Genomic DNA, 21,041 nt, shown 5'->3' with positions numbered 1-21,041 from the left:
CCTCGCAAAAAACACGCAGGGAGTTTTGAAATATTGTCAAATCTGTCCGCCGCCGAGGACCTTATAGAGGGTAACAAGATTACTTAAATACCCAAGCTTGACAGAGACGACGTCCTGCTGGGAAGAAAGAAGCGATCTTTGTGAACCAAGAACGGTGAGGAATGTATCCACACCGTTCTTATATCTAGACTCAGAAAAATCGTAATATTTTTTATTGGATTCAACCAACGCGTTTTGCGCTTCAAGCTGTCTTTTGTATGTCCCCCTTGCGGCAAGCTGATCGGCAACCTCCTGAAAGGCTGTTTGAATGGCCTTTTCATAGTCTGCAACAGCAATCTTTTCAAGACGGGAGGCTTTCTCACATTCCCGGAAAATGTCATGTTCTGGGCGTCCCCGGCAAGGTCGGGGTTTACCCTTGTTACAATCCTATGTGGCCATATACTCCTGGGGTTGTTCGCCAGTCTGTTCGTTGACGGACAGGGGTGAAGTCCCCACGGAACCGTATCGTTCCGCTTCAATTTGTTCCAGCGTTTTGCCGGCGGTATTTGGGTTGAAGATCGTACCGATCAGCATGCTGATGGTGGCAAAGGCGACGAGGAAAATCGCGGCGACTTTAAATCCGAAAGATTCGGTAATAACCGGCAAACACAGACTCCAAAAACCGAGAAACACACGGGCCGAGAAAAAGAGCACGCCCTGGGCGGAAGCCCGATAGCGAGCCGGGAACAGTTCGCTTCCCCACATCTGATAGAAGGCCTGCTGCCCGGAACCGTTGTTGATGCCGACAAGGATGGCGAAAGTCACGAGCAGGGGCATGGTCAGGGATTGTTCGGGCAGAAGAAAAATGGACCACGCCGCGATGAACAGGCACGCCACGACGCGGTAGATGACGCGGCGGCTATACCTGTCGGCAAGACGCATGAAGAGGGTAAGCGTCGAGAGGGCCGAGGTGAGGAACAGGCCAACGGTGAGCGCGTTGGCCGTCGCGTTGCTCACGCCGCCGACCTTTTCATAGATGTACGGCAGGAAGAAGCCCATGGTGCCCGCGCACAGGTTCCAGATCGTATACACGCCGAAGAGGAACATCACGCCCTTGAGGTTTGGGCCGATGAAGAGGTCGCGCATGCGGGGCTTGCGCCACAGGCCCTTGGCGATCAACTCTTGTTCCTTTTCCTTGTTGGCAATCCAACTATCGGATTCGGGCATCCTGAGACGCAGAATCCAGGTGATCAAGGCCACGACGATGAGGTGCGCGAACACGATGCGGTTGCCGAGCAGGCCCAGTCCCCCAAGGATAACAGACATGACGAGGACCACGGCTGGCCCCAGCGCCCAGGCGACCTGTGCGGATCCGCAATGTTTGGCCCGATTTTTCGCCGGCGCGTTTTCGGCAATCAGCGTCCAGGAAGCGACAACATCGGCCCCCACGGAAAGGCCCACCACGCAATACCCGGCGAACAGCATGGGAAAATTCACCGCGAACACGATAAGGAGCATCCCCAGCATGTAAAATACCAAGTCGTAGGTATATACGAGCTTGCGGCCGAAACGGTCGCAGATATAACCGCCGATCAGCGCGCCGAGAGCGGCGGAAATGGCGTTGGAACTGAATGCCGCCAACATGCCGAGTTGAACGCTGCCCATGCCAAGATACGCTTCCCACAAACTCAGCCCGGCCGCGCCGGCCACGATGGATCCGGCGTCAATGTAGCTGGTCATGGACGCGACGATGGTCTTGGTCCAGGTGGACTGTTGTTTTGTGCTCATGAGAAACCTCTCCTTCTGTTATCGTTTTTTGGCATCATCGGAAGAATTTTTCCGGAAGCGTCACGTTGAAATCGCTGGCCAGATGCCGCAGCTCGTCCGGAGCAATTCCCTGATGCGCGCCACCCATGGAACGTACCTTCACACTGATTTCAGCGGATTTTTCCACGGTATCCATAAGACCAAACGTCTCGTCGAAGTCCGCGCCGGAGCAGAACACCCCGTGATGCGCCCAGACCACGACGTTGTATTGTTCCATCAGTTTGCCGGTCGCCTTGGCGATTTCGCTCCCCCCGGGCACCATCCAGGGCACCACGCCCACGCCTTCGGGGAAGACCACCGGGCATTCCGTGGCCATGCCCCAGAGTTCGCGGGTAAAGGCCCTATCCGTCAGGGGCAGCACAAAGGACAGCGCAATGATGTTGGCCGGATGGGCATGGTAGATGACGTGGTGTGCGCCGTTTGTGCGTTTCGCGGTGATGGCGTGGTTTATCAGGTGGGTGGGGAATTCGCTGGTGGGCCTGCCGCCGCTTTCCAGTCCCCAGACCAGGCTGAATTTTTCACCCGCTTCGTCGATCAGGGCGATGGCGATATTGTCCGCGGGGCATTCGATCACGTTGCGCATGTATTTGCCGCTGCCCGTGACAAGAAAATACTCTCCGGCCAGATCGGGCAGGCGAAGACCGATGTCGGTCCATTCAGCGGGATCGCGCAGCGATGAACGGACCGTTTCAATTTCTTCCGGCCTGATCCGGTAACTGAGGTTGCCGCCGTTACGCTCGTGCCAGCCCTTTTTAAAAGCGTCGTCCGTCAACCGGATAAAACCGCGCACAAAAGGCGCGTCTGTTACGTTCATCTGTGTTGCTTCCTGCAACGCTATGGTTTTGCGTATGTTCACTTGTTTTACTTCCTTTTGCTCTGTACGGTTTGTTCATAATCCCGAATGCGGTTGAACCATTGGCAACGAACCGGCACGTTGTGCATTTCGCAGAAACGGTCCCATATATCGCCGAAAGGATAAAGTTTGAGTTCTTCCTGGATTGCCATGAGTTCAGTGAACGCGCCCCGGGTTTGCAGGCCGGCCAGTTTGGCGTGCGGCATGAGCAGGGCGTACAAAAGCGCCTTCTGCATGTTGCGCATGCCCACCACCCAGGCGGAAACGCGGTTGATGGACGCATCGAAGAAATCCAGGCCGATCAGTACCCGATCAAGGGCGTTGCAGCGTACGATTTCCTTGGCGATCTCCTGCAGTTCGTTGTCGAAGCGCACCACGTGGTCGCTGTCCCAGCGTACCGGCCGTGTCACGTGCAGGGCGAGTTTGTCGAAGAACAGCAGCATGGTGGGAATCTTGTCGGAGATGACCTCCGTGGGGTGGAAATGTCCGGAATCGAGCAGGCAGAGCACGCCGTTTTGTGCGGCGTAGCTGAGGTAGAACTCGTGGGAGCCCACGGTGTAAGACTCCAGCCCGATACCAAAAACCTTGGACTCCACGCTGTCCACGATGTGTTCCGGGTTGAACTTCTCGGCGAAAATGGCGTCCAGGGAATTTCTCAGCCGTTCCCTGGGGCCGAAGCGATCCGCCGGAACATCTTTGTATCCATCGGGAATCCAGACGTTGTTCAGGCACAGTTGGCCCAGTTCCTTGCCAAAATGGGCAGCAATACGGCGGCAGGCCTTGCCGTGTTCGACCCAGAAGGACCGGATGGCCGCATCCGGATGCGAAAGGGTCAGGGAGTCAGCTGCTTTGGGATGAGAAAAAAAGGTGGGATTGAAATCGAGGCCCAAACCGCGCTCCCTGGCATACTGCACCCAGGACTGGAAATGCTTCGGTTCCAGTGCGTTGCGGTCGGCCTTACCGTCGGTCGCGTAACAGGCGTGAACGTTTACCTTGTGTTTGCCGGGAATGAGGCTGAACGCCACGTCCATATCGGCAAAAAGCTCTTCGGCGGTGCGGGCCTTGCCGGGATAGTTGCCGGTGGCCGCGATGCCGCCGGACAGCTCGCCGGAATTCTCAAACCCGGACACGTCGTCACCCTGCCAGCAGTGCATGGAAATTTTGACTTTTTCCAGGGTCTGCAGCGCCGCCTCAACATCGACCCCGTATTCCTGGTACATGGCTTTGGCCGTTTCAAATCGGGACATGGCAGTCCTCCTTTTATGAATAGGGTTTTCACCGGGAAAGCCCGGTCGCTTTCAGCTACACGCAACAACAACCTTTTCCACGGCAAAGGAACGGCGCACGGCATCCCGCGCTTCGGGAAGATCGGCGATACTTCCGGCCCGCAGCATCTGCACGAGCAGGTTCCCGATGGCCGTGGCCTCCACGGGTCCGGCATAAACGTCCTTGCCGGTATATTGGGAGGTCAGTCGGTTCAGCAGGCCGTCCCGACAGCCGCCGCCGATGATGTGAATCCGGCGGTATGCTTTGCCGGTCAAGGCTTCAATCTCGCTGGCGGTTTCCGCGTAGCAGCTGGCAAGGCTCTTGTAGGTGCAGGCTAGAATTTCGCATTCCGTTTCCGGCACGTCCTGGCCCGTGCGGGCGCAGTATGCCTTGACGGCCGTAATCATGCTCCGGGGGGCAAGAAAGGCCGGGTCGTTCACCTTGACCGTTGAGGGAAAATACAGGCCGATACCGGCCAGGGTATTGATTTCGTCAAAGGAATACAGATGCTTGAATTCATTACGAATATTCTGGAGCATCCACAGCCCCATGATGTTCTTGAGGTAACGGTAACGGTAGTGGTAGCCACCCTCGTTGGTGAAGTTGCGTTTACGGCTTTCCTCGGTGCAGTCCGGGATCAGGCGCTCTATGCCCATGAGGGACCATGTGCCTGAGCTGATGTAGATGGAATCATCGTCTTTTGCAGGCATGGCCAGCACGGCGGAAGCGGTATCGTGAGTGGCGGAGAGGACGACTTCCACGTCAAACCCTACAGCCGCCCTGATTTCCGGCTTCAAGTTGCCCACGACGGTTTTGGGCAGGGACAGCTTGCCGAAAATATCCACGGGCAATTCCAGGGCGTTCAGCAATTCGACATCCCAAGTCCGGGAATGCGCGTTGACAAGCTGGGTAGTGGTGGCGTTGGTATACTCGTTGACCTTTTTTCCGGTGAGCAGAAAGCAAGGAATTCAGCGTAACCCCGGAAACGGTCCGCCGCGACCTTGAGCGCCTGGAAAAGGACGGATTTCTCCGCCGCAGCTACGGTGGCGCGGTTCCGGCCCAACCCATCAATGAAGATCTGCCTTTTGCCAACAGGACCGCGGCCAATCACGCGGAAAAGCAGGCCATCGCCGCAAAGGCCACCGGGCTGGTCAACAACGGCTATAGCATCATGGCCGATGCCAGCACCACGGTGCTGGCGCTGATCGACATCCTGCAAGCCAAAACGGACTTGACCATCATCACCAACTCGGTGAAGCTGCTCAACGATTATGCGAGGGCCGGCTTCACCCTCATCGGCACGGGCGGCGGGTTACGTGCCCATTCTTTCGCCTTTGTGGGTGCTCTCGCCTGCCGGACGTTGGAAGCCTACAACGTTGACCTGGCACTGATTAGCTGTAAAGGCCTGGATCGTGAAAGAGGTGTGATGGAGTCCAACGAACCCGAAGCGTTGGTTAAGCAGGTGATGGTCCGGCAGGCAAAAACACGGATCCTTCTGGCTGACCACACGAAGTTCGACCAAATCGTGTTCATGCGAACCCTGGATTACGCAAATCTGGACTATGTCATTACGGACCGCGAACCCAAACGGGCCTGGGTGGATTTTTTCAAGAAAGAAGGGGTCCAGCTCATCTACTAGAGAGGGGGATTCATGTTTAAATCGAGGCCGTTGATATGGCGCTTCTCAGGTTTGGCCGGCAACCCGGTCTCACCATAAAGCGCGACGCCAGCAGGGTAACGAAAACCATCCCCTAATTGGGATACGAAATGACAAAACGATGGAATCGCGCATTTGCCATCATGGATCAAAAGATTATATGGTATGTTCAAGCTGCTGAGTTAGAGCCTGTTTGATAAATCCGTCTAAGGCCCGCTAACGGCGTTGGGAAGTGTCTCAAAATGCTCACATATTACATATATGCTCCGCTTTTGAGCCACTTCCCGCCTTGTTATCGGGCCTGATCCAGACTTCTCAAACAGGCTCTTACGGAAGCACCCGAAAAAGCATCATGCGCATTGCCCCCCCCCATACTACCAACGAAAGGAAAAAACATGAAAACAGCCATACTGATTGGAATCGGCTGTCTATGGATGGCCATCCCGACGGCACTGCACGCACTGACGGCCCAGGAGATCCTGCTGCTCAAGCAGAACGGGGTGAGTGAGAAAACGATCCAGATGATGCTGGAAAGTGAAATCGAAGCGAACCGGTCGGCGCAGGCGAAAAATCGCGCCATGGGCATTCGAACCATCACCAGACCCAACGGCCAGCCGGCGATTGTCTACTCCACCGGCAGTGGTAAGAATGAAGCCCGAAAAGCGCATGAACATCAAAAAGAACAGCAGGCCTGGGAAATGCTGCGCCATCTTATTGTGGATACCCGCCGGGACAGTGTTGAATCGTCAACGGAATAGTCCGTTGATGCCCGGGCATCGGGTCAACCGGTGACCCGCGCCATCATCGCTTTGAGGTGGGTTTCGAAGCGGCCCAGTTCCGCTGCCAGTTGCCGGATCAGTTCCCCGGCGCCGTCAAGCCGCCCAGCGGCCGCCACTTGTTCGAGCTTCAGGGCGGTCGCGGCGGCGGTATCCGCCTGAAAATTACGCGCCATTCCTTTCAGGGCGTGGGCGGTCCGGCTGACCAGTTCAACATCCTTCGCGTCAATGGCTTTTTCGATCGTCTCCAGCATCGGCGGATAATCGCTGATAAACATTCCGGCCACATCCTTAAAGAACGTACCGTCATTGTTGAACGCCTCCATCAACACGGCCAGGTCGGCACCGGCGTCCGTCCCTGCCGCCGCTTCCGAAGCCGCCGGTGCCGGCGCGGCAACAGGCAGGATCCGCAAGATGGTCTTGCGTAGCGTCGCCGATGCGATGGGCTTGGGCACATAGTCGTCCATACCGGCCTCGATGCAGCGTTCACGGTCGCCCTTCATGGCATGGGCGGTCATGGCGACGATGGGGATGTGCCTCCCGGTTTTCTGCTCCTCCTCACGGATTCTCAGCGTGGCGGTGATGCCGTCCATCTCCGGCATCTGAACATCCATCAGCACCAAATCGAAGTTCTGGTTGGCCAGAGCTGCAATGGCCAGGCGGCCATTTTCCACAATTGTCGTCCGGCAGCGCCAGTTCTCCAGAAGCCGCCGGATATACTTCTGGTTAAAGGGCGTATCCTCGGCAACGAGAATGTTCAGTGGTGGAAGGGCGGTCTCCTGTTCACCGGATCTCTTCTCCTTGACGACTTCGATGGGAACATTTTCCTGGGACAGGGATTTGATGATGGCATCGAGCAGATCGGAGGGCCGTACCGGTTTGGTCACCACCATGGCTACCCCCTCGGCGTTATAGCGATCCGCCGTTTTGGCGGTGGTCGTCGTCAGCATCAATGTAATGCGGGCCGCGGGAGCTTCCCGGGAACGGATATAACGGACCAGAGAAAGGGTGCCGGCCCGGGTCAGGTCGGAATCGATCAGGGCCAGATCGACCGCCTCACCACGCTGTTGCATCCTCGTCAACACTGTTTTGGCGGACTCAGCCGACGACGCCGCCTTGGGAACCATCTTCCAGCTGGCCAGCATTTCACACAGGATTTTCAGGTTGGTGGCATTGTCGTCAACCACCAGCACGCGCAATCCGCTCAGATCGACGTCTGCCGGCAGCACCGGGGCAGCCGGCGCCGCTGTGTTCACATCGAATGCGGCGGTGAAGTGAAAAATACTGCCCTTGCCCAGCACGCTTTTCACCCAAATTCGTCCTCCCATCAGGCTGACCAGTTGTGAACTGACCGCCAGCCCCAAGCCGGTACCGCCGAATTTCCGGCTGGTACTACCGTCCGCCTGGCTGAATGCATCGAAAATGAGGGCCTGCTTGCCGGTGGGAATGCCGGCTCCGGTATCCCGAACGGCCATGTGCAACATCAGGCGGTCATTCTCAAGGGAATCACATTGGGCGAAAACGACAATTTCACCGGAGTCCGTGAATTTGATGGCATTGCCGATCAGGTTGAGCAACACCTGCCGAAAACGGTGAGGATCCCCCACCAGGCGGTCGGGAACGTTTGGCGCCACTCGATAGGCCAGTTCGAGATGCTTCTCATGGGCCCTGACGGCCAGAATCTTGAGCGCCTCGCCCAGGAAATCCCGCAGGTTGAAGGGCGATCGTTCCAGCTCCAGCTTGCCCGCTTCAATCTTTGAGAAATCGAGAATATCATTGATGACCGACAGGAGTGCATAGGCCGCCGACTGGACCACCTTGAGATCTTCCCGCTGCTCCCGGGAAAGCGGTGAGGCCAAAAGCAGTTCCACCAGTCCGATAATGGCATTCAGCGGCGTTCGGATCTCATGACTCATGTTGGCCAGAAACTCACTTTTTGAGCGACTGGCGGACTCGGCAGCCATCTTTTCCTGTTTCAGTGCATCGGCCTGGCGCCGGCGGGTCACATCCCGCAGGATGCCCCGATACCCGATCACCTGGCTATCGCTGTCAGTAACCGGCGAAATGGAAGTTTCCACCCACCGCCGGGCACCGTCACGGCGCACGATGACAAACCCAAGGTCTTTGATGGCCCGCCCTGTCTGTCGTACTTTTTCAAAAACACCGAACACCTTTCCGGTTTCCGCCGGTGTCAGCAACCGCCGGAAGTCCTGCATGGTTAGCTGATCCGCGGCATATCCGGTAATTTTGCGGAACGACTCGTTGAATACGGTCAGGTTGCCCTGGAAATCGATTTCATAGTACCCATCCTCGATATTTTCGAGGATGGTGCGATGCTTCTCCTCACTGCCGGCCAGGGCTTCATCCAGTGCCTGACGCTGACGCAGGGTGTAGCCCACCTGGGAGCCGAAAATCATAAAGAAGCACAACACCAGCAGGCGGCTGAGAAATTCGTTGAACCCGGGATTCAAGAAATGCGTCAAAAAGGTTCCGGTTTCGGCATTCAAGGAGAAAAGCAGAGAAGCAAAAATCCAATAGACAGAAGCCACGCCCACGCCCATCAGCAATACCCGATCGGCGAGCCTGGCGGCGCTGCTCCGCGTCTGGGGATGAAGGAGCCGGTCTTTCAGGCGTGGTGTGTTTTTGGGGGTGTGGGGATCTGCCATCGCGTCCGCGTTTTCCTTCCCTGACCGATGGAAAAATATGGGTTACCAACGCGCCCGGGATGGGTCATTCCCACGTCCACCAAGGGGCGGGCCAGCCGCCAGGCGGCTTACTTGTCGTCGGCAAGGGTTTCCTTGATTTTCAGCGCCAGCTGGCTGAGGTTGTATGGTTTTTGAATAAAGCCGTCACAGCCTTTTTTTATGACCGATTCCGCCTGGCCTTCAATGCTGTACCCGGAGGACAGAATCACCCGCACGTCGGGCCTCGAGGCTTTTACCCGGTCGTATACGGTCTCTCCGCTCAAATCAGGCATGATCAGATCCAAAATGAGCAATTGGATTCGGTCCCGGTTGGCTTCGAAGACCTCCAAGGCCTCTCTGCCACCCTTTGCCAGCAGTACGTCGTATCCGAGCTCGGTCAGCATGGCCTGGTCGGCTTTGAGAATGTATTCCTCATCATCCACCACCAGGATGGTTCCGGAACCCCTCGCTAACGCCAGACCCCTCCCGCCGGTGGTCAATGTCCCTTCGTCTTTGGGTTTCTGGAGGATCCGGGCTGCGGGCAAGTAGATCGAAAAGGTACTTCCGCGTCCGATCTGGCTATCCACGGCAATGATGCCCCGGTGCTTTTTGATGATACCGAAAACAGAGGCCAGTCCCAGTCCGGTTCCCTCACCCATGGGCCGGGTGGTGTAAAAGGGCTCGAAAATCCGCTCGGTTGTCTTTTCATCCATACCGGCGCCGTTGTCGGCCACTTCGATTTTCTGGTATTGCCCCGGTTGAAGATGGTAGGGCTTGACAAACGTTTTGTTTAACGAAACCGTGGCCGTGGAAACGGTCAACGTCCCGCCTCTGGACATGGCATGCCACGCATTCACATAAAGATCCATCAGGACCAGTTCAATCTGGGCGGCATCCACTTCGGCCATGACCATATCTTCCGCCAGTTGCTGAACCACATGAATCTCTTTGCGCGTCCGGGCAAACATGCTCGCCGACTTCTCAACAATGTCATTGATATCGACCATCGCCATGGAGTAGCGGCCGCCCTTGGCAAAGCTCAACAGCTGGCGGGTCAGTTTGGCACCGCTGTCGATACAGCGTTCAATACCGGCCAACTCATCGTATCCGGGGTCGCCCATCTTTTTTTCCTGGATCAAAATGGAAACATTGCCCTGAATACCCATCAACAGGTTATTGAAGTTGTGGGCAATCCCACCGGCCAGGTTTCCAATGGCATCCATGCGCCGCACATGCTGCAACTGATACTCCAGATCGCGCTGCTCCGTCACATCGGCGATCAGCAAAATGATCGTGTCGGCTTCGTCCTGCACCGGAAAGCTGCGGATGACGATCTGACGTCCGCTCAGCTCAAGGGGGCGGGTTACACCAACGGCCGTCGACGTTCCAGCGGGGGGCTGCAACAAGAAATCGATGCGGCTCTGAAATTCCTCGTCGAACAATTCACGCAACCGGACGGAAAGCAGATTCTCCAGGGGAACGCCAAAAAGTTTCACGGCCGTGGAATTGGCGTAAACCACCCGCCCGGTAAAAATTTCAACGATCCCCTCGGTCATGCTTTCCAAAATGGTTTCCAGATGGCGATTGCGCCCCAGCAGCTCTTTGGTCATGCGACGGGCATACACCGGAATACCATCAATGGAGGCGATACCGAGAATTTCATGCTCGGAAATCGATTTTGCGGGGTCTGCCGAATCATTAATCGCGGCCAGCACATGTTTGCCCATCTGACCGAAAGGGCCTTTGGCGATGCAGGCGTTGACACCGATTTTCCTGAAATCCAGATCCATCTCGGCCACAGCGGCGGAAATAATCACCAGGTAGCATTGTCGCATATGCTCCATGGTCCTGATGATCTGGCACAATTTATCCCCGCCGATTTTCGGGATGATCAGGTCGACGAAAACGATATCCGGCTGGTAGATGGTCAGCAGGCTCAGCGCCGACAGGCCGTCCTCGCAGGTTTTTACCTCGTGGCCTTCCGCATCGAGCAGGTTGGATAAAAATTTTAAAATCATCCGGTTGTCATCGACCACCAGAATTTTCTTTTTCATGGGGTTTCGCCCCTCCATGGCCGCCGATGAAAGCCTGTGCTGTCGGACGGCACAGCAACTGGCATCATGGGTGCGGTCGTTTTCCGGATGCCGGATCAGGTTGACGGGATAACCCTTTCGGGTCAATCGATTATGCACAGGCGAACCATGCCGGTCAAGCAATTTCTATTCCCCTTTCCTCCTTCTATCCGTTTGATTTTAATTGACACTTCCGCGTTCCCCCCATAGATAAGAACTGTACCGTTTACAAAAAGAATGAATAAGGCGAACCCGGCACCACCCAGTTGCATGCCATAGTCCGGGTTCAAAGCACGATTCGACTTTTTCTGAAGAAAGAAACCAGCAGCATGCACTACACTGATACGATTGATGACTCCCGGCAATATCTGCGTCTCGCCCTTGAGCTGATCGGCAAACATGGACTACCTACAGACCCCTTGAATTACTGCATCTGGTACGAATATGCGTCTGGAAGGAATGAACACCTCAATCAATCTATCGACGAGCATATCAAAAAAAACGGCTCATTTTCGGTAGACGTTCTGCGGCAAATCTACAACCAGCACGTCATTGGCCAGGCCGAAACAGTCACCCACCTGGTTCGGGAAGAACTGAAAAAAGTTTTTGCCGAAATCATCGGTACCATCAAAACCACCCGTCAGGACTTCTCCGAATCGGAAAATAAGCTGGAAAGCATCAACGATGCCCTGGTGCCCGACCTCCCTGAAGCGGATGTGGAAAAAATCGTCCACCGGATCAAGCAGGAAATCAATAATCTTGAAGTCTCCAGCAGCTCCTTCAGGGAACAGCTCCGCCAGGCGACCCATGAAATCGATCAGCTAAAACTCAAAATGGCACGCTACCGCAAAGCAGCGCTGAAAGATCCGCTGACCCGGGTTGCCAACCGCCGGGGGTTTGAGGACACCCTGAAAGAGGCTATTGGAAAGACCGGCGGCGCCGGTTCGCCCCTGTGTCTGATCATTGCCGATATTGATCATTTTAAAAAGGTCAATGACACCCATGGCCACTTGGTGGGCGATAATGTGTTGCGGATGGTCGCCGCCACCATCAAGGATTCCATCAAAGGCAGAGATCTGGTTGCACGCATCGGCGGAGAGGAATTCGCCATACTGCTGCCCGACACCCCCATCGATGGCGCCGAGAAACTGGCGGAGAACATGCGTCTCACCTTCGAAGCGATAGACCTCAAGAAGAAAAACAGCGGTGAAAGTCTGGGCCAGGTCACCCTCTCCTTCGGGGTCACCATGTACCGCCACGGAGAACCCACCGAGGCATTCATCCAACGGGCGGACGAGGCGCTGTATCAATCCAAGGAGACCGGTCGCAACCAGGTAACCCGGTTTTAAGCGGCTGACACAAGCATCCCCCCACCAACGCTGGATCGGGTATCGGTGCTGCATCAGATGATGTTCAGTCGTTATTCCCGCCCCTTTGCCTCCAAAGTACCCATGCTATAAAAGGCTATGGTTGCCTGGATTCGCTCTGCGGTGGTATTTATAGATAGTGTCGATTCAAAGACCCACCATAGTCACCCTATCCAGGGGAAACGACATGGCAAAACAAGCCCCCCCACCGTGAAAGGAGGCCGCTGCTATGCAACACCGCCTGTTGAACCATCTGGCCAGCGAAATTGAAACCTTGAAAACAAATGGCCTTTACAAGGACGAACGCCTGATCACCTCCGCCCAGCAGGCCGCCATTACGGTCCAGGGCGGCCGAACCGTTCTCAATTTCTGCGCCAACAACTACCTGGGCCTGGCCAACCATCCGCAACTGATCAAAACGGCCCAGACCGCCCTGGCCACCTATGGATTCGGCATGTCTTCCGTGCGCTTCATCTGCGGTACCCAAGCGATCCATAAGACCCTCGAGCATCGTATCAGTCAATTCCTGGGAACCGAAGACACCATCCTGTACAGCTCCTGTTTTGACGCCAATGGCGGCCTTTTCGAGGCTCTTTTGGACGAAAACGATGCCGTGATCAGCGACGCCCTCAACCATGCCAGCATTATCGACGGCATCCGGCTGTGCAAAGCCAGGCGCATGCGTTACGCCAACAACGACATGGCCGATCTCGAAGCACAGCTCAAATCGGCGGCCGGCTGCCGTTTCCGGATAGTTGCCACCGACGGGGTTTTCTCCATGGACGGCATCATCGCCGACCTCAAGGGGATTTGCGATCTGGCCCGGCGCCATGACGCCCTGGTGATGGTGGACGATTCCCACGCGGTAGGATTTGTCGGCGAACACGGCCGTGGTACCCCCGAGTACTGCGGGGTGGCCGATCAGGTGGATATCATCACCGGCACCCTGGGAAAGGCCCTTGGCGGCGCCTCGGGTGGCTACACGTCCGGCCGGCGGGAAATCATTGCCTGGCTGCGACAACGCTCGCGGCCGTACCTGTTTTCCAACACCCTGGCGCCGGTGATTACCGCCACCGCCATCGCCGTACTGGATCTTTTGGAGGAGAGTTCGGAGCTGCTCGACCGGCTCAGGGAAAACAGCCGTTACTTCAGGGAGAATATGCAGTCGGCGGGTTTTCGCCTGGTACCGGGGCAGCACCCGATCATTCCGGTCATGCTCGGTGACGCCCGGCTGGCCCAGAAGATGGCGGCCCGCATGCTCGAGGAGGGCATCTATGTGGTTGGATTCAGCTTTCCGGTGGTGCCCCAGGGAGCGGCGCGCATCCGCACCCAGATGTCCGCCGCCCACACCCGGGAGCACCTGGACCGGGCCATCGACGCCTTCGTCAAGGTGGGCCGCGAGCTTTCGGTGATTCAATAAGCGTCTGTTTGAAAAACCCCGTCTAAGGCCCGATAAAAAACTCCAAGCGGGAAAGGCTGGTGTGCAAATGGAAACCATGAAGGCCATCGTCAAACTGAAACCCGAACCCGGTATCTGGATGGACCGGGTGCCCTTCCCCCGCATCGGTCACAACGACGTGCTGATCAAAATCGTCAAAACCGCCATCTGCGGGACGGACATTCACATCTACAACTGGGACGAATGGTCCCAACGCACCATCCCCACCCCCATGGCCATCGGCCACGAATTTGTCGGCATCATCACCGACATGGGCAGCGAAGTCAGGGGGTTGAAGGCGGGGGACCGGGTCTCCGCCGAAGGGCACATCACCTGCGGCCACTGCCGCAATTGCCGGGCGGGCAAGCGCCACCTGTGCCGCAACACCATCGGCGTCGGCGTCAACCGACCGGGATGTTTTGCCGAGTATATCAGTGTGCCGGCGTCCAACGTATTCAAGGTCCCGAAAACCATCAGCGACGATATTGCCGCCATCCTGGATCCCTTCGGCAACGCCGCCCATACGGCCCTCTCCTTCGATCTGGTGGGTGAGGATGTTCTGATTACCGGTGCCGGGCCCATCGGCATCCTGGCCGTGGCCATCGCCCGCCACGTGGGGGCCCGCCACGTGGTGATCACCGATGTCAACGATTACCGCCTGGAACTGGCCGAACGCATGGGCGCCAGCGCCGCCATCAATGTGACGCGCACGTCCATCGATAATACCGTCCGGCAACTGGAAATGAAGGAAGGCTTCGACATCGGCCTGGAGATGTCCGGTAACGTCCAGGCCTTCAGGGATCTGCTGGCGGCCATGAACTACGGTGGCCGAGTCGCCATCTTGGGCATTCCCACCGGTGAAGTCTCCCTGGACCTGACCCAGATTATCCTCAAGGGGTTGAAGCTGAAAGGCATTTATGGCCGCGAAATGTTCGAGACCTGGTACAAGATGACCAGCATGCTCCAGAGCCGCCTGGACATCTCATCGGTGATCACCCACCGTTTCCCTGTGGATGACTTCATGCAGGCCTTTGACGTGATGCGCTCCGGCCAGTCGGGCAAGGTGATCTTGGAGTGGGTGTAGTTTTCCCGCCGGGCCATGCTTCTCAACTTCGACTCCCACACAGGGCCACCACCCGCTCACGCAAATTGCCCGCGGTTACCCGCGCCAGCGCCACTGGCCGGCCGGCCACCAGTTCCACACGCGCCCAGAAACGCTGGGGTAGCCGCATCATGGTGCCAAGAAGAATGGCAACGAATGTGCCCAAAAACTGGGTCCAGAAAAACGGTCCGAGGATCCCCGGATGAAGGGCCGCACCGTCACCCGCGCCGGTTTCGGCGTGCATGGGCTGGCAAGCTGTTTCCGGGAAGGTTTCACCCGCGCGTTGATTTCCCTGAACCTGTCACAATACCCGGAGAGCCTGATTATCGTATTTAAGATCAAAATAGATCCAAATACGGATCGCCCTGGTAGCCGCTCTCCTATCCCCTGATCACACGGGGGGTGAGCATCTGGTGGTGGGGGCAGATCGACTTGGGGTTCTGATAGGCACAACCGGCAAAAGCGGCCAGGTAGCGCCTGATTTTGTTCATTTTGACGACTTCATCGACAAAGCCTTTGCAGGCACAGTAGAGGGGACGTGAGTTGTCGTGATATTCCTGGGCCATCCGGTTCATTTTGTCGATGATCGGCTGAAGCGGCTTGCCGGCATCCTTCTCCTTGACCAGGCGCCGTGAGAAACTGGCCGCGGCGGCCGTCTCACCATGCATCACGTAAATCTCGGTGGTGGCCACCCCCAGCGTCAGGGCGTTATGCCGATTGGCCGTGGGGCCGCCCATCACATAATGGGCCGCGGCCGTACCTTTACGCAGGACCACCAGCAGTTGCGGCACATCGGTGGACTGAATGGAGTAGATCAGGCTCTGGCCCAGACCGAGCAACTCGGCCTTTTCCGCGATATCGCCCACATCGATTCCGCTGGTATCCTGAAACCAGACGATGGGTACCCGGTCGCGACCGCACAGGGTGACGAACTCGTTCATCTTGATCAGCCCCTGGCGGTAGAGTTTACCGCCAATACCGGGGTAGTCGGCATATTCGGGATAATCTTCCCCCAGCCAACCCTGGCGGTTACCGATCACCCCCACCAGAAACCCGTCGATCTTCACCAGACCGGTATACACCTCCGGCCCGTAATCGGGCCTGAATTCAAGATGCTCACTGCCGTCAACAATGCGGGCCAGCACTTGATCGAAGTCATAGATCTGTTTCTGGTTGAAGGGCACCAGCCGATAAATATCATCCGCCGGAAAAAGGGGCGCCTTGGGTGCGTCCACACGAAAAAACCGGGGGTCATAGGCCGGCATCGCCTGCATATACGCTTTGACGCCGTCGAGCACATCGGTTTCCTCATCATACACGTATCGGAAAAACCCGGTGCCGTCGTAATGGATGTCCACCGATCCGGGTGGTTTGGTTTTGTACTGCTTGGCCGCCTGGATCAGGGTTTCGGCTCCTTCGATATCAAAAAAGCCCTTGGGCGACATCCCACTGAGGATTCCCCCTCCACCGACGGCGATATTGCAGTCTTTGTGGGCAAACAGAACTGTTGGGCTGATTGCCTGGTATCCGCCGCCGGCGGGATTGGTGCCGTGAATGGCCGCCAGGATCGGTACACCGGCCTGGTTCAATTCGGCATGCCGAAAAAAAGTGGCTCCGCCCCCCCGCCGGTTGGCGTAAAACTTTTCCTGTTCGGGCAATTTTACCCCGCTGCAATGAACCAGCCAGACCAGGGGAACATTCAACCGCTTGGCCAGGTTGGTCACGCGCAGGATATTTTCCGACTGACCGGGCAACCAGGCCCCGGCCAGGACCTTGTTGTCAAAACCGATAATCACGGCCCAGTGGCCGCCGATTTTGCCCAATCCATCGACCACATTGGTAGTCCCCTCGGTGTTGTCCTCCGGGTTATACAACGAGTGCAGGGGACACCAGGTGCCGGGATCCACCAGATATCGAAGCCGCTGCCAGACGGTCATCTGGCCACGGGCGTTGATTTTCTCCTCCGGGAGCCCGGCCTGTTTGACCTTATCCGCCTCCGCTTTCAGCTGATCCTCGACGTCCCGGATCTGTTTGAGATTGGCTTCGGCACTTTTCATCTGTCCGGCATTCATCTCTTTTCCGAGGATCGGCATCTTCTGGAAATAGGGGCGCATGGTTTTACTCCCGAATTTGTCGTTGATGGGGTCGATTATTCGTCGATCGGCCACTGTCCTTTCTCCAGCAGGACTTCGCGGAGCACCTTAAGGGCGGTGTTGACGGTGGGGATACCGCCATAGGTAAACGTCTGAAAAATTACTTCGGCAATTTCCTTGGGGGTGCAGCCCACGTTCAGCGCTGCCTGAATATGCAGTTTCAGCTCTTCCGGCCGCGACAATACCGTCAGAACGGCAATGGTAACCAGTTGGCGGGTCGGGTGAGAAATTTTCTCACGGGCGTAGAGCTTTCCGGTAATGAACAAGGAGAGGTCCTTGCCCAACGCTGCGTCAAAGGCCCGCCACAACTCAAACGGTTTCTCCCCCCCGACGTCCTTGAAATAAAGTGCTCCGGTGGCCTTTGTTTTTTCTACGAGATCATCGCTCACGAACGGCTCCTTTCCGATGGCTTGAATGGGATTGAAAATGGGAATGAAAAAATGAGAACCTTTTCAACCTATAGCAAAGGCCACCGGCGGTGACAAGCAAAGGCACATCCGGCCGGAAGGGTGGATAGAAACACAACGCAGTCACACTGGCCCGTGAAGCATGCATAAAATGGGACCTGCCTGCGGATCATGCAGGCAGGCAAACCGCACAAAGCGGCAACCGGTCAGATAAAGTGCATCAGCCTGGGAAGCCACAGGGTCACTTCAGGGAAAAAAGTCATCAGCAGAAGCACGGCAATCTGAATGGCCAGAAACGGCATGACCGCCTTGGACACATAGATCAGGTCCCGCTTGGCGATGGCGCCGGTAATATACAGGCTCACCCCCATGGGCGGGGTACAGTAACCGATCGCCAGGTTAACGGTCATGATCAGGCCGAAGTGCATCCAGTTGATATTGAACGCGTCCAGCATGGGCAGGAAAACAGGGCCGAGAATCATCGTGGCAGAGATGATATCCATAAACATACCCACCAGCAGGAGCAGAATGTTCATGGCGATCAGGAAAAGGGCCGGCGAGGTAATCGCCGAGAGAACGGACTCGGTAATTCGGCCCGGGATGTCCTCCAGGGTAAGCAGTCGTCCGAAGCAGGTCGCCCCAGCGACGATGATCAGCAAGGTTGCCGAGGTAACGGCCGAACTGACGGTAATTTCTTTGACCTGACTGAGTTTCATTGACTTGTGGATGAACAATTCGACGATGAAGGCGTATACGCAGGCCACCACCGCGGCTTCATTGGCCGTGAAGGCACCGGAGAAGATACCCCCGAAGATAATCACCGGCAGCATCAGCGACCAGAACCCATCCTTTAAAACAACGATCGTCTCTTTAAGCGATGGGATGGGCATGCGGACGATCTCTTTTTTCTTTCTGAAAAAAAGAAAGGAATAGAGGCAGACCAGAAACATGATCAATACCCCGGGGATGAAACCGGTTAAAAACAGTCCTTCGAGGGACACATTGCTGATCATGGAATACAGGATCATGCCAATACTCGGTGGAATGATGACCCCCAGGTTCGGGGACGTGGTCATCAGCCCCAACGTGTACGTTTCCGGGTATCCGTTATCCAGCAGGGCGGGAATCATGAATCCGCCCAGGGCCACCACGGTGGCGACGGTCGATCCGGAAATCGCACCGAAAAGACCACACGCCAGCACGCCGGCCATGCCCAGTCCCCCCGGTAGCCAACTGACCATGGCGTTGGCCACCTTGATCAGCTTCTCGACAATGGAACCGGCTGTCATGATATTTCCACACAGGATAAAGAATAAAACCACGACGAGGGCAAAATTATCCATGCTCCTGAAAATAGTCTGGAACAACAGCAGCAAGGGCAGATCGGTAAAAATAATAAATCCTAGCACGGCGGTAAAAAAAAGGCACATGAAAACGGGGATGTAGCTGGCCATGCACCCCAGCAGAATCAGCATAATGATAATGTCACTCAACTGCATAAAAGCGGGTCTCCTTGCACGCTATACATTCCTTTGAATTCAGGAAGATGGGATCATGCGTCCACCTGTAACGATGTCAGGTCCTTATAAATGATTTGTAAGGTCCGAATAAACATCAACCCTCCTGTCAGCGGTAAAATTGCGTACAGATATACCAGTGGAATCTGAAGAATCAGTGTTTTTTGAAAAGTTCGAGCCTGCATAGCTGCCATTTGAGATCCGTAAATCATCATCATTACGGAAAAAATAAGAATAACTACGTTGCTGAAATAGGTCAGCGGCATTTTCAGTTTTGGGAACAACTGGACCGAAGCGTCGATCTTGATCATCGAACGGCTTTTCACAGCCGAACAGCATCCGATAAAGGTGGTGTATATTATTACCTCCCGCACCAGTTCTTCCGACCATGCCAAGGTATAGTTGAATCCATAACGAAGGACCACATTAACAAATAAAGCCACCAGTGCCACCAACACACTTATAAAAATTGTCCAATCCTCAAACGTGGTAAGTATCTTGTCCAGTTTATAAAAAACCTTTCCTGTCATAAAAATACCTTTTTGTAACGGTCCGTAATGGTATCACTCATGCGTTGGCCTGTTTGCTTAGGCTGGTCAACATCAGACAAAGAGGGGGTGCCGTTTGCCCCCTCTTTTAAAAACTGGATTGCATAGATTATTTTGTATATCCCATAAAATTTTGGACTTCTTTCAGGTAGTTTTCGGGTCGATAGGTATCACCGGGATAAAGCTGGTTTATCTCATCCGCGAATTTTTCATGAGTTGCATTGCCCTGTTCCCTCACAATATCCATTTCACTATCGGATAGTTTGAAAAATTCAATTCCATTTTCCTTTGCAGCAGCAATTTGATCAATCTCCTGCTGGATAGTTTGCTTGCGGATGTCAGCACAAACATCATGTACAGTTTCAATAAAGGTTTTTTGCAGGTCAGATGGAAGATTGTTAAACCAAGCCTTGTTAAATATCCAGATAAAAAGCCCTTGGGCGTAATTAAGTTGGGTGAAATATTTAGCGACATCAAATTTTTTCGTAATATTACAGACCATTGGAGTGTGATCGAGACCGTCAATGACCCCTTGCTTTAGGGCAACAGGCACATCCGGCCAAGGCATAACGACAGGATTGAATCCCCATTTCTCATAATTTAGCTTATTAACTGCCGCTTCTGCTATTCTAAATTTTACTTTTTTAGCATCGGCGATAGTTTTAACCGGAGTTGTGGTGGCCCAGCCATAATTGCCGTACCCGGTGATATCCAATCCCATAATTCCCTGATGGTCCATGGCCATCATATAGTGGTCGAACAGTTTTCCGGAACCGACAAATTTTTCCAACTTTTCGAAGGAATTGATCAAAAAAGGCAAATTGATCAGACCGAAACGCGGCCCTAGATTAGTTGCAGCGACCGAGCTGACACCCATCCCCTGGATGGCCCCCATCTGCAGTTGATTAAGGACTTCAACTTCACCACCGAGCATTGAAAACGGTTTGAAATCAATATAAATTTGACCGTTTGTACGTTTCCATAATTCATCCCGCATAGCAAATCCAGCGTACACACCTTTGATAACTGGATGGGAGACATTAGAAACAATGCATTTGTATTTTGCGCCGGATGGATCAAAATTAGCTTTCCATGCATCAAGCGATAGTCCTTTTTTCTTCGGGGTTTTTGCTTTCGTAGCTTCCTCTACCTTAGCTTCCTTTTTAGATTCAGCCACATCTTCTTTCTGGCCACATGACATTAATAGTGAACCAAAGAGAAAAAATACAATAGCAACTACCCACACCATTGATCGACCAAGGTTTACAGAAGATCTTTCCATAATTTCCCCTTTCTTTATATCAATTTGAGATTGCACCAACAGCTCATTCATATAGCTTCAAGTTTAAATTTTCGAATTGATATCAGTCTGATAAACCATTCCATCGTGTATGC

Annotated in this window: 18 protein-coding genes and 1 pseudogene; 6 read left to right on the top strand and 13 right to left on the bottom strand. The window is 55.0% G+C overall.

Annotation, left to right across the window (positions count from 1 at the left end):
- Positions 1–36: 36 nt before the first annotated feature.
- The 5 genes from GN112_RS28955 to GN112_RS28935 are packed head-to-tail and all read right to left on the bottom strand — an operon-like array spanning position 37 to position 4,881.
- Complete coding sequence (locus GN112_RS28955; protein WP_155314439.1) at positions 37–375, bottom strand: TolC family protein; 339 nt, start codon at positions 373–375, stop codon at positions 37–39.
- Between the two features lie 51 nt (positions 376–426).
- The gene (locus GN112_RS28950; protein ID WP_155313340.1) at positions 427–1,767 is read right to left on the bottom strand and encodes an MFS transporter; all 1,341 of its coding nucleotides are present in this window, start codon (positions 1,765–1,767) and stop codon (positions 427–429) included.
- Between the two features lie 34 nt (positions 1,768–1,801).
- Positions 1,802–2,620: a rhamnulose-1-phosphate aldolase gene (rhaD, locus tag GN112_RS28945; RefSeq protein ID WP_155313339.1), complete on the bottom strand. Its 819-nt coding sequence runs from the start codon at positions 2,618–2,620 to the stop codon at positions 1,802–1,804.
- A gap of 47 nt (positions 2,621–2,667) precedes the next feature.
- A complete protein-coding gene (locus GN112_RS28940) occupies positions 2,668–3,906 on the bottom strand; it encodes an L-rhamnose isomerase (RefSeq protein WP_155313338.1) in 1,239 nt (412 codons plus the stop codon).
- A 51-nt stretch (positions 3,907–3,957) separates the two neighbouring features.
- Positions 3,958–4,881, bottom strand: coding sequence for a rhamnulokinase (locus GN112_RS28935; protein WP_231717266.1), 924 nt, complete (start codon positions 4,879–4,881; stop codon positions 3,958–3,960).
- 20 nt (positions 4,882–4,901) lie between these two features.
- Here GN112_RS28935 and GN112_RS35465 point away from each other — a divergent pair.
- From GN112_RS35465 to GN112_RS28925, 3 genes and pseudogenes are all read left to right on the top strand, one after another.
- Positions 4,902–4,967: pseudogene (locus tag GN112_RS35465) on the top strand (DeoR family transcriptional regulator); the annotation flags it as partial.
- A gap of 24 nt (positions 4,968–4,991) precedes the next feature.
- Positions 4,992–5,564 carry a DeoR/GlpR family DNA-binding transcription regulator gene (locus tag GN112_RS28930; protein WP_414736155.1) on the top strand — a complete coding sequence of 191 codons (573 nt, stop codon included), beginning with the start codon at positions 4,992–4,994 and terminating at the stop codon, positions 5,562–5,564.
- A 413-nt stretch (positions 5,565–5,977) separates the two neighbouring features.
- Positions 5,978–6,340 carry a hypothetical protein gene (locus GN112_RS28925; protein WP_155313335.1) on the top strand — a complete coding sequence of 121 codons (363 nt, stop codon included), beginning with the start codon at positions 5,978–5,980 and terminating at the stop codon, positions 6,338–6,340.
- 23 nt (positions 6,341–6,363) lie between these two features.
- Here the strand turns inward: GN112_RS28925 and GN112_RS28920 are convergent, their stop codons facing one another.
- Complete coding sequence (locus GN112_RS28920) at positions 6,364–9,024, bottom strand: response regulator (RefSeq protein WP_155313334.1); 2,661 nt, start codon at positions 9,022–9,024, stop codon at positions 6,364–6,366.
- Between the two features lie 107 nt (positions 9,025–9,131).
- Positions 9,132–11,222 (bottom strand): ATP-binding response regulator, encoded by a 2,091-nt coding sequence (locus tag GN112_RS28915; RefSeq protein WP_155313333.1) that lies wholly within the window; start codon positions 11,220–11,222, stop codon positions 9,132–9,134.
- A gap of 221 nt (positions 11,223–11,443) precedes the next feature.
- Between GN112_RS28915 and GN112_RS28910 the strand changes: the two genes are divergently transcribed.
- The 3 genes from GN112_RS28910 to tdh all read left to right on the top strand — a co-directional run bounded on the left by GN112_RS28910 (position 11,444) and on the right by tdh (position 15,003).
- The gene (locus tag GN112_RS28910) at positions 11,444–12,463 is read left to right on the top strand and encodes a GGDEF domain-containing protein (RefSeq protein ID WP_155313332.1); all 1,020 of its coding nucleotides are present in this window, start codon (positions 11,444–11,446) and stop codon (positions 12,461–12,463) included.
- 247 nt (positions 12,464–12,710) lie between these two features.
- Complete coding sequence (locus GN112_RS28905; protein WP_155313331.1) at positions 12,711–13,901, top strand: glycine C-acetyltransferase; 1,191 nt, start codon at positions 12,711–12,713, stop codon at positions 13,899–13,901.
- Positions 13,902–13,968: 67 nt separating this feature from the next.
- Positions 13,969–15,003: an L-threonine 3-dehydrogenase gene (gene tdh / locus GN112_RS28900; protein WP_231717165.1), complete on the top strand. Its 1,035-nt coding sequence runs from the start codon at positions 13,969–13,971 to the stop codon at positions 15,001–15,003.
- A gap of 22 nt (positions 15,004–15,025) precedes the next feature.
- On the opposite strand, the gene GN112_RS28895 is transcribed toward tdh, so the two are convergent.
- The 6 genes from GN112_RS28895 to GN112_RS28870 all read right to left on the bottom strand — a co-directional run bounded on the left by GN112_RS28895 (position 15,026) and on the right by GN112_RS28870 (position 20,979).
- Positions 15,026–15,265 carry a hypothetical protein gene (locus GN112_RS28895; protein WP_155313330.1) on the bottom strand — a complete coding sequence of 80 codons (240 nt, stop codon included), beginning with the start codon at positions 15,263–15,265 and terminating at the stop codon, positions 15,026–15,028.
- A 136-nt stretch (positions 15,266–15,401) separates the two neighbouring features.
- Positions 15,402–17,189: an acyl-CoA carboxylase subunit beta gene (locus tag GN112_RS28890; RefSeq protein ID WP_231717164.1), complete on the bottom strand. Its 1,788-nt coding sequence runs from the start codon at positions 17,187–17,189 to the stop codon at positions 15,402–15,404.
- Positions 17,171–17,563 carry a carboxymuconolactone decarboxylase family protein gene (locus GN112_RS28885; protein ID WP_155313329.1) on the bottom strand — a complete coding sequence of 131 codons (393 nt, stop codon included), beginning with the start codon at positions 17,561–17,563 and terminating at the stop codon, positions 17,171–17,173. Before GN112_RS28885 ends, GN112_RS28890 begins: the two co-directional genes overlap by 19 nt.
- Before the next feature lie 224 nt (positions 17,564–17,787).
- The gene (locus GN112_RS28880; protein ID WP_155313328.1) at positions 17,788–19,080 is read right to left on the bottom strand and encodes a TRAP transporter large permease; all 1,293 of its coding nucleotides are present in this window, start codon (positions 19,078–19,080) and stop codon (positions 17,788–17,790) included.
- 53 nt (positions 19,081–19,133) lie between these two features.
- Positions 19,134–19,628 carry a TRAP transporter small permease gene (locus GN112_RS28875; RefSeq protein ID WP_155313327.1) on the bottom strand — a complete coding sequence of 165 codons (495 nt, stop codon included), beginning with the start codon at positions 19,626–19,628 and terminating at the stop codon, positions 19,134–19,136.
- Between the two features lie 127 nt (positions 19,629–19,755).
- Positions 19,756–20,979, bottom strand: a complete 1,224-nt coding sequence (locus GN112_RS28870; RefSeq protein ID WP_231717163.1) for a TRAP transporter substrate-binding protein — start codon at positions 20,977–20,979, stop codon at positions 19,756–19,758.
- Between the last annotated feature and the right edge of the window lie 62 nt (positions 20,980–21,041).

It is taken from the genome of Desulfosarcina ovata subsp. ovata, assembly GCF_009689005.1.
Classification (GTDB): domain Bacteria; phylum Desulfobacterota; class Desulfobacteria; order Desulfobacterales; family Desulfosarcinaceae; genus Desulfosarcina; species Desulfosarcina ovata.
This window is presented reverse-complemented; position numbering and strand designations above follow the sequence as displayed.